Source organism: Microcoleus vaginatus FACHB-2002 (assembly GCF_040004035.1).
In the GTDB taxonomy this organism is placed as follows: domain Bacteria; phylum Cyanobacteriota; class Cyanobacteriia; order Cyanobacteriales; family Microcoleaceae; genus Microcoleus; species Microcoleus vaginatus_C.
In genome coordinates this window covers 48,561-58,097 of the sequence record NZ_JAMPLN010000036.1, presented here as the reverse complement: position 1 = coordinate 58,097, position 9,537 = coordinate 48,561, and the positions used below count along the sequence as shown (strand labels likewise).

Sequence of the window (9,537 nt, the reverse complement as noted above, 5' to 3'; positions counted from 1 at the left end):
GTTAGTTTTTGGATTTTCTCCCATAGCTCTACTATCAAGGCTTCTTTTGCCTCGTTCGATAGCTGTTTTAGGTCGGGGAGTTTTTCCATTCCTTGATCTAATGTCTATCTTGTCTTCTTGTCAAGGGGGTTGAGCAATTACGGTTTTCCTATCCCAACTAAACCGAAACTGATGCACTAGGTCTTTGAGGTTTTCCGCAATCTGAGCTGCTTTAGAGAGGGGACATTTATTAAGCAAAAGACCAAATTCGTCACCTCCCAAGCGAGCCAATGTGTCATTAGCGCGGACTCCATTTTGTAAAAGTGTAGTGATTTGGCGCAGTAGCTCATCGCCAGCACAATGACCTGCGGTATCGTTAACGACTTTAAACTTATCTAAATCTAAATAACAGAGAGCGTGCTGCTGATTGCTATCTTGAACAGAGGCGATCGCCTCAATTAGTCGCTGCTCAAATCCTCGACGGTTGATTAAACCCGTCAGAGCATCGTGACTGGCTTCCCAAGACAGTTGACGAGCAAGATTGCGCGATTCGGTAACATCATGAAAGACGATGACTGCCCCGATAATTTGACCTTGGCAGTCTCGAATTGGTGCTGCTGAGTTCTCAATGGCATACTCCGTCCCATCGCGCGCAATCAGTATAGTATGGTTAGCTAAGCCCACAATTCGCTTCTCCAACAGAGCCTTGTTGATCGGATTCTCTACTGGCTTTCGCGTTACTTCATTGATAATTTTAAAGACTGTAGACAGAGGGAGTCCCTGAGCCTCATGAGCCTTCCAGCCTGTCAGTTGCTCAGCGATAGGATTGAAAAATCGCACATTACCTTGAGCATTGGTAGTAATCACTGCATCACCAATCGATTGGAGAGTCACTTGAGCGAGTTCTTTTTCGGCAAAGAGGGACGCTTCGAGACGTTGGCGTTCTTCCATTTCTCTCAAGAGACGTAAATTCTGCTCTTGGAGGCTTTGCTGCAACCGTCGGATGGTTAGGTGAGTTTCGACACGAGCTAATACTTCTTCGACTTGAAACGGCTTAGCAATATAATCTACGCCACCAACAGCCAGCCCCTGAACCTTATTGAAAGTTTCATTGAGAACACTCAAAAAAATTATCGGAATGCCTGTGGTTTGCTCGTCAGATTTTAATTGTTTACAAACTTCATAGCCATCCAAATCTGGCAATTTAATGTCGAGTAAAATTAGTTCCGTCCCTGGCGATTGGGCGGCTCGGATCGCCATTTCACCTGTTGTGGCACAGCGAACTTTATAACCATGTGCGCTCAAAGTACGGCCCAGAAGACGCAGGTTATCAGGCCGATCGTCAACAATTAAAATATTGCCTCGGTAGTTGGTAGCTGGATCGCTAACTATATCGCTAGTTATATCGAGAATCCTACTGCTTTCCATACTTTTCTGGTAGAGGACTACAACCCTATGAACAAGAGTATACTTGAATTATTAGGTTATCCACTCACTTGACGTAGAAACAAGTCATGCGATCGCAGAGTTCTAGGAGTGGCACGCTGGCACAGCCCCTACAATATCTGACTTGTTGAGGTAGGGATAATCCCCCCGTGGTTGCCCTTATTCGTTTCGGGTAACATGAGGAGAAGATTTTTTCAACCCAAGCAGCCGATTTATGAACAAGCACATTTATTAAAGGGCAAGCCTACTCGTCATTGCGATCGGATGTCTCGTACTGCTGGGTTGGCAATTTGACATCTCCCTACTCAAAAGTGGTTTTCCCGGTATGACTTCGACCATGAAGCGGGCAATGGCAGAACTCAATCGCTAAGCACTTCAGCACTCATGAATAATGCAGGTTAGATATGATTACACAATTTTTTGAGACTGGAGAATTCATTCCTCATGGTCACTGCTATCTCTGGCAAACAAACTTAGTAGGATTACATATTTTATCCGATGGTTTAATTGCTTTAGCTTACTACTCCATCCCAATCATGCTAATCTACTTTGTGCGACAGCGCCAAGATACTCCTTTTCAGAAAGTATTTTTTCTGTTTGGCGCCTTCATAATTGCCTGTGGTACAACTCATATCATGGAAATTTGGACGCTTTGGTTTCCTACTTATTGGGTTTCTGGAGGACTTAAAGCTATTACTGCTCTGATTTCTATATATACTGCATCTGAGCTAGTTTTGTTAATTCCATCAGCCTTAGCTTTACCTAGTCCAGCTCAACTTATTGCGGCCAATCAAGCCTTAGAGAAGGAGATCAACGAGCGCAAGCGGGCTGAAAACGAACGCAAACAAATTGAGGTGGCATTACGAAACAGTGAAGAGCAGTTTCGCAATGCCTTTGAAAATGCGTCTATTGGAATGGCGATCGTTTCACTTGATGGGCACTGGGTTAAAGTCAATCCTGCTTTATGTCAGATTCTTGGCTACTCCTCAGAAGAGTTGTTAGCGTTAACTTTCCAAGACATTACCCATCCCGACGATTTAGACCTGGATCTTAGCTATGTACATCAGTTATTAGCAGGAACAATTTCAACTTTCCAAATGGAAAAACGGTATTTCCATAAACAAGGACATATAATTTGGATTCTTCTTGATGGAGCGATAGTACAAGATGAACAGGGAAATCCACTGCATTTTATTGCTCAAATCCAAGACATTACCGCTCGAAAAGAAACTCAAAAGACGCTCGAACTTCAGAGTGTTATTATGCATAACATGGCAGGTGGAGTGTGTTTAATTAAAGCCTCAGAGCTGACGATAGTCTACACCAATCCCAAATTTGACGCTATGTTTGGCTACACAGATGGCGAACTCGCAGGTCAACCCGTTGGTATCTTGAATTATGTCGATACAGAGATTACACCAGACGCAAGCGTTCTAGATATTGTCACTCAAATTGAGCAGAAAGGAGAAGCAAAATATGAAGTGTACAATAAGAAAAAAAATGGAAGACTTTTTTGGTGTAGGGTTCATACATCTAGGTTTGAGCATCCTGAATATGGAACTGTATATGTTGCGGTTCAGGAGGACGCAACAGAGCTAAAACTGGCTGAGCAAGCCTTGCAAGCTACCACAAATCGCCTCAACTTTCTCCTGAACTACAGCCCAGTCGTTATTTTTAGCTGTAAACCTGGTGGGAATTATGAAGGAACGTTCATCAGCGAAAATATCAAAGATGTATTGGGCTATGAAAGCATTGCGTTTTTAGAAGATTCTGAATTTTGGGTGCATAACTTACACCCAGATGATGTAGAACGAGTGCTTAATGGCTTAGCCAATCCATTCATCAATGATTTTTATTTACATGAATACCGTCTTCGTCGCTCAGATGGGGTTTATCGCTGGATACTCGGTCAACTCAGACTAATTCGAGATCCTGCAGGTAGACCAGTGGAAATGTTGGGATATTTAATTGACATTAACGATCGCAAACAAGCCGAGTTGGAACTTCAGCAAGCTAAAGAAGCAGCAGAAACAGCAAACCGAGCCAAAAGTATGTTCCTGTCCAATATGAGCCACGAACTCCGTACTCCTCTCAATGCTATTTTGGGATTTACGCAATTGATGAGTTACGATCCGGTTCTGACTCCCGAACTCCAACAAGATCTGGCGATCGTCAATCGTAGCGGCACACATTTATTGGAATTGATTAACGACATTTTAGATTTATCCAAAATTGAGAGCGGACAGATGACACTCTCTCTTTCTGATTTTGACCTCAAATTTTTGCTGATTTCTATTGAAGAAATGTTGCAAATTAAAGCCCAATCGCAAGGATTGAAACTAATTGTCGAGCGAGAACCCAATCTGCCCCCATTTGTGCATAGCGATGAGAAAAAACTGTATCAAGTCTTAGTCAATCTGCTCGGTAATGCGATTAAGTTTACTAATCAAGGAAGCGTCACCTTACGAGTAAGATCAGAACAGATCGACCCAACGTCCTGTCGCCTATGTTTTGAAATTGAGGATACTGGAGTGGGAATTGATCCAACAGAACTTGACAGTTTATTTAAGGCGTTCGTGCAAGCTGAAGCTGGGAATAAATTGAATCAAGGTACTGGTCTAGGTCTAGCTATCAGCCAAAGATTTGTCCAACTCATGGGTAGTCAGATTCGGGTTCAAAGCACATTGAATCAGGGCAGCATTTTTTACTTTGAAGTTGGGGTAAAGTTACCTCAAACAGTCTGCCTTGCCTCAGAATTCCTTAAACAAAGAGTGATTGGTATAGATCGAGGACAACCAACTTACCGCATCCTTGTGGTTGAAGATGTAGAGGAAAATCGCCGCTTATTGGTCAAACTCCTTACCTCAGTCGGTTTTGAGGTGCGCCAAGCAACACAGGGAGTTGAAGCACTATCCCTGTGGGAAAGTTGGTCCCCACACCTGATTTGGATGGATCTACGAATGCCGATTATGGATGGCTACACAGCTACTAAACGCATTAGAGAACACCCTCATGGACAAAAGACTGTCATTATTGCTTTAACTGCCAGTGCTTTTGAAGAAGAACGAGAGAAAGCTCTTATTGCTGGTTGTGACGACTTTATGAGCAAGCCATTTCAGGAAGATCTCGTCTTTGACAAACTCGCTCAACACTTGGGAGTAGAGTACATCTACACAGTGGTAGGAAAAGATTCCCAAAAACTATTTGTTGATTATTTATCTCCAGAAGATCTAGCCGTGATGTCTTCTCAGTGGTTAGAACAAATGTATCAAGCTGCCTACTATGTTGATCCTGAAGTCATGAACGAGCTAATCAAACAAATTCCCGCATCTAAATCAACCCTTTCCAGTGCGCTAATTGATTGTGTGAATAACTTTAACTATGACAAAATTGTGGAGTTAATTCTACCTCTGCTCCCGAATCCAGTTTAGTTATCGAGTTTGTGGCTATATCTCCAATAAACCTCTCCCATAATTCCCAATCTCTTTACCCGCTGGGTTTTCGGCAGGTACCTTAAAGGCTCGGCAGCCTCCATAAACCCACGCTTAAATAAGGGTTTTAACGGTCGATCAATAATACTAAATGCGGCTTAATTATCTTTTTTATAGATGGATAAAAAAATTACCCTAGGTATTATTTTAACACACCCAATATGTGGTAAAGTTGGAATAAAAACTGTCACAAACTGTAGTAAGTATGCTGTAACTAGGTTTGTCCGGGTTGGGATTTGCCAGCATATAAGCTAAGATTTGCGCCAAGCCCGCTTCGAGCGAAAACACAACTCATTTCGATTCTATTACCATCAGCAAAAACTGCTCTTTTAAAACTTAAGTGTTGATGCTGCCTTTGATGATAATGCCTTCATCTGCTTCGGAAATTTAGACTTATTTTTTGGGTTTAATGTAGAAAGGATGCAGATAAAACTCGCCGACAAATAACAGCGGATAGGCGAGGGACAAACTGATGGTTTTTTCCAGCATTGGCGGATACTCTAGCAAGTTGAAGTAACCCGCTTTAATCTGATCTAGCTGTCGTTTTTGAAAGTCGGTGATTTCTGGCAATTGGTCTTGCCATTCTCTAAAAAACTGGTCGTCTGTGACAAGTTGCAGGTCAAGAAGCGTTTTTAATTCTTCTAATGTGACATTTTTAGCGTGAATTGTTTGAACTCTAATTCTAGCACATTAATTTTATGGATACTTATAATTTTATCCCATTCCCAGCTAATATTATCTCGCTCAAACGATAGCGAAATTGGTTCGTAGTTAAGACGAAGAGTCGCGCTCCAAATCGCTCTGACTTCCATTCTTTAGTACGAAATGGTAACGGTTATTTTACCGAAGATGATATAAGTCAAAATTAAATTATTCTACTTCCAAATTTTTTGCAAATTGAGAACAAATCCAGGCAAAACATTTTCCCCAGAAAGGATGAGAGGAGATTGTAAAACTTCCACTTCTTGACCGGGACGATAAATTTCTACTTCTTGTTTTTTGCGGTTAATCAACCAACCCAAACGGCAGCCATTTTCCATATATTCTTGCATTTTTTCCTGAGTTTTTTTCAAACTGTCGCTGGGCGAGACTAATTCAATGACAAAATCGGGACAAAGCGGGATGAATTTTTCTCTTTGTTCGGGCGTCAAAGCTGACCAGCGGGATTTTTCTACCCAGGAGACATCAGGAGATCGATCGGCTTTATTGGGCAGAGTAAAACCTGTGGAGGAATCAAACACTTCTCCGAGTTCGGTTCGATCGTTCCACGTCCAGATTTGAGCATTCGCTGTTGAGTTGCTTTTTCCCGTTTCTCCTCCGGTTGGGGGCATGACAATTAATTCTCCGTTGGCATTCCGTTCAAGTTTCAATTCCGGGTTTTCTTCACACAGTTGATAAAACTGTTCTGAAGTTAGTTTGATGATGGAATTGAGGTTTAAGGTGATAGCAGTCATTGTTATTTACCTGCTGTTTGTAGGAACTTGATTAAGAATTAAAAATGGGATTAGTCATTTTTAATTCTTAATTATTAACTTCTCATTCTACTGCAATTGTTTGATTCTGCTGAGCGCGTCTTGATAGGCACTCGTTCTGCCGCCTTGCTTGTAAAGTTCTGCTGCTTTTTGAAAGTCGGCAATTGCTTTCGGTTGGTCTTGGTTGTCCAGGTAAGCTAAAGCTCGGTTGTAGTAAGCGTCCGCAAAACCGGGATTGGCTGCGATCGCCCGCGTGTATGCTTGAATCGCAGTGGAACCGCGTGTGGGTTCGGTTTGAGGCAAGCCGGCGGTGATGAAAGTGCGGGCATTACCGATATTAAAATACAATTCAGGGGTATATTTGGGCTTGAAAGCGAGTGCTCTGGTGAAATCCGCGATCGCCTCCCAAGCATCTCCTTGATCTAACAGCGAAAGTCCTCGAAAATAATAGGCTTGGGCGTCTTGGGGATTGGCGGTGGATACCGGGCCGATCGTTGCGGGAGTATGGTCTACTTTCAACTCAGATTTGTTGATTCCCGCCGCCACCAGCTTGGCGATAAATGTATTGATGGGAACTGCTGCGTTAAATCCGGTTTTAATCGGGGCGACTTCGCCGGAACTCGTTTGCGCGAAACCGAATTCGCCTTGTCCGTGTAAACCGATAACTCGACCTTCGGAGTCAAAAACTGGGCCGCCACTCATGCCACTCCAAGTTACTGCCTGATACCGCAAAGTGTAACCTTCCGGGCGGTTGCCGGGGCGGCTGGTAACGAGTCCGGGAGAGAGTTCTGGTTCTCGTTCGGCGCCGAAAAGTCCGCCCGTAGCGGGATAGCCGTAAACGAAGATTTGAGTGCCGATGACGGCTTGATCGGAATCTGCGATCGTCGCGACTGGATATTCTTCGGGGCTTTCAAATTTGACTACGGCTAAATCCGGGTCAGTTTCGGCGGTTTGCAAGCGGGTGACGGCAGTTGCTTGATAGTTTTTGCCTTTAGAGGTGCGAACGGTGTATTTCACGTCTGCTTTTTCTACGACGTGATTGACTGTTAAAACTGTGTAAGTTTTGCCTTTTTTGGCAATAATTACGCCAGAACCGTCTCCGAGGGAACTGTTAATTTGTACTGTCAGCGGCCCGGCAATGCTGGCGACTTCTTGGGGCGTTTTGGCGATCGCACTTTGGCTGATGACTATGGTTAAGGCTGCTGTAGTTCCTGCTAGCAGGGTGGTTAAGGTGTCGTAACGAGAAAAATTTATATTCATGGCTATTGCTAATTAGTAGTTGGGTAGGGATAATTTGCGGATTTAGGGCGATCGATCGTTTTAATTCTTAATTCTTAAATTCTAATTCTCCTGCAATTGTTTGATTCGGTTGAGCGCGTCTTGATAGGCACTTGTTCTGCCGCCTTGCTTGTAAAGTTCTGCTGCTTTTTGAAAGTCGGCAATTGCTTTGGGTTTGTCTTTTTTTACAAGGTAAGCTAAAGCTCTGTTGTAGTAGGCGTCGGCAAAACCGGGATTGGCTTCGATCGCCTTCGTGTATGGTTCAATAGGGTTTGGATAGCGGCCGTTGTCCAATGCGGGATCGAGTAGGGCGACGTATAAAGTGCGGGCATTACCGATATTAAAATACAATTCAGGGGTATATTGGGGCTTGAAAGCGAGTGCTCTGTTGAAATCGGCGATCGCCTCCAAAACCCCCGAAGCATCTCCTTGATCTAACAGCGAAAGTCCTCGAAAATAATAGGCTTGGGCGTCTTGGGGATTGGCGGTGGATACCGGGCCGATCGTTGCGGGAGTATGGTCTACTTTCAACTCAGATTTGTTGATTCCCGCCGCCACCAGCTTGGCGATAAATGTATTGATGGGAACTGCTGCGTTAAATCCGGTTTTAATCGGGGCGACTTCGCCGGAACTCGTTTGCGCGAAACCGAATTCGCCTTGTCCGTGTAAACCGATAACTCGACCTTCGGAGTCAAAAACTGGGCCGCCACTCATGCCACTCCAAGTTACTGCCTGATACCGCAAAGTGTAACCTTCCGGGCGGTTGCCGGGGCGGCTGGTAACGAGTCCGGGAGAGAGTTCTGGTTCTCGTTCGGCGCCGAAAAGTCCGCCTGTAGCGGGATAGCCGTAAACGAAGATTTGAGTGCCGATGACGGCTTGATCGGAATCTGCGATCGTCGCGACTGGATATTCTTCGGGGCTTTCAAATTTGACTACGGCTAAATCCGGGTCAGTTTCGGCGGTTTGCAAGCGGGTGACGGCAGTTGCTTGATAGTTTTTGCCTTTAGAGGTGCGAACGGTGTATTTCACGTCTGCTTTTTCTACGACGTGATTGACTGTTAAAACTGTGTAAGTTTTACCTTTTTTGGCAATAATTACGCCAGAACCGTCTCCGAGGGAACTGTTAATTTGTACTGTCAGCGGCCCGGCAATGCTGGCGACTTCTTGGGGCGTTTTGGCGATCGCACTTTGGCTGATGACTATGGTTAAGGCTGCGGTAGTTCCTGCTAGCAGGGTGGTTAAGGTGTCGTAACGAGAAAAATTTATATTCATGGCTATTGCTAATTAGTAGTTGGGTAGCGGGATTTGGTGGAGGAAGGGCGATCGGCGGTTTGTGCTTTTTTCTGTTTAGTTTTATTACTGATTTGACGCAAAGGATCTCGGCTTTGTTCTTTAGTGATGATAATTTTACTCGCTTTTTTGTTCCGCGATTCCCTTTTTCACTATATGGTGCGGGGGTGCACCTTAATTAATCCCAATGTAGCGCACTGCCCAACTTACTTATTAAAACTAAACAATACATGACTCAAACTCGGTGGTTAGTTCTTCCTTAGTCATGGTTCCCCGTGCGACTCGCATGACTAAATCATATGCTCGATCGTCCGTCAAATTCAGAGTGGAACCATTTAAACGCAAAAAAGTATCTGTCACCGCAAAAGCCGATCGCTTGTTACCGTCAATAAACCCATGATTCATCGCTATGTGATAGAGATAAGCAGCAGCTTGTTCGGCAATTGTCGGATGCAACAATTGACCGCTAAAAGTTGCTTGCGGTTGAGCCAAAGCCGACTCTAACAAGCCTTCATCTCTGACGCCGGGAGTGCCACCAAATCTTTCTACCTGTCTGGCGTGGATATTGACAACCATACTTT

At 44.1% G+C, this 9,537-nt stretch carries 7 protein-coding genes; 1 reads left to right on the top strand and 6 read right to left on the bottom strand.

Features of this window, described 5'->3' with window-relative positions; all coding sequences use genetic code 11:
* Positions 1 to 120: 120 nt before the first annotated feature.
* Positions 121 to 1,407, bottom strand: a complete 1,287-nt coding sequence (locus NDI35_RS23950) for a response regulator (RefSeq protein ID WP_445314896.1) — start codon at positions 1,405 to 1,407, stop codon at positions 121 to 123.
* 422 nt (positions 1,408 to 1,829) lie between these two features.
* Here NDI35_RS23950 and NDI35_RS23945 point away from each other — a divergent pair, with 422 nt between their 5' ends.
* Positions 1,830 to 4,856, top strand: a complete 3,027-nt coding sequence (locus NDI35_RS23945) for a PAS domain S-box protein (protein WP_445314895.1) — start codon at positions 1,830 to 1,832, stop codon at positions 4,854 to 4,856.
* A gap of 453 nt (positions 4,857 to 5,309) precedes the next feature.
* Here the strand turns inward: NDI35_RS23945 and NDI35_RS23940 are convergent, their stop codons facing one another.
* From NDI35_RS23940 to NDI35_RS23920, 5 genes are all read right to left on the bottom strand, one after another.
* A complete protein-coding gene (locus NDI35_RS23940) occupies positions 5,310 to 5,486 on the bottom strand; it encodes a hypothetical protein (RefSeq protein ID WP_445314894.1) in 177 nt (58 codons plus the stop codon).
* A gap of 305 nt (positions 5,487 to 5,791) precedes the next feature.
* On the bottom strand, positions 5,792 to 6,370 hold the full coding sequence (locus NDI35_RS23935) for a Uma2 family endonuclease (RefSeq protein ID WP_445314893.1): 579 nt from the start codon (positions 6,368 to 6,370) through the stop codon (positions 5,792 to 5,794).
* An 87-nt stretch (positions 6,371 to 6,457) separates the two neighbouring features.
* On the bottom strand, positions 6,458 to 7,648 hold the full coding sequence (locus NDI35_RS23930; RefSeq protein ID WP_445314892.1) for a trypsin-like peptidase domain-containing protein: 1,191 nt from the start codon (positions 7,646 to 7,648) through the stop codon (positions 6,458 to 6,460).
* 81 nt (positions 7,649 to 7,729) lie between these two features.
* On the bottom strand, positions 7,730 to 8,938 hold the full coding sequence (locus tag NDI35_RS23925) for a trypsin-like peptidase domain-containing protein (RefSeq protein ID WP_445314891.1): 1,209 nt from the start codon (positions 8,936 to 8,938) through the stop codon (positions 7,730 to 7,732).
* Between the two features lie 237 nt (positions 8,939 to 9,175).
* Positions 9,176 to 9,532, bottom strand: coding sequence for a type II toxin-antitoxin system death-on-curing family toxin (locus NDI35_RS23920; RefSeq protein ID WP_445314890.1), 357 nt, complete (start codon positions 9,530 to 9,532; stop codon positions 9,176 to 9,178).
* Positions 9,533 to 9,537: the final 5 nt, after the last annotated feature.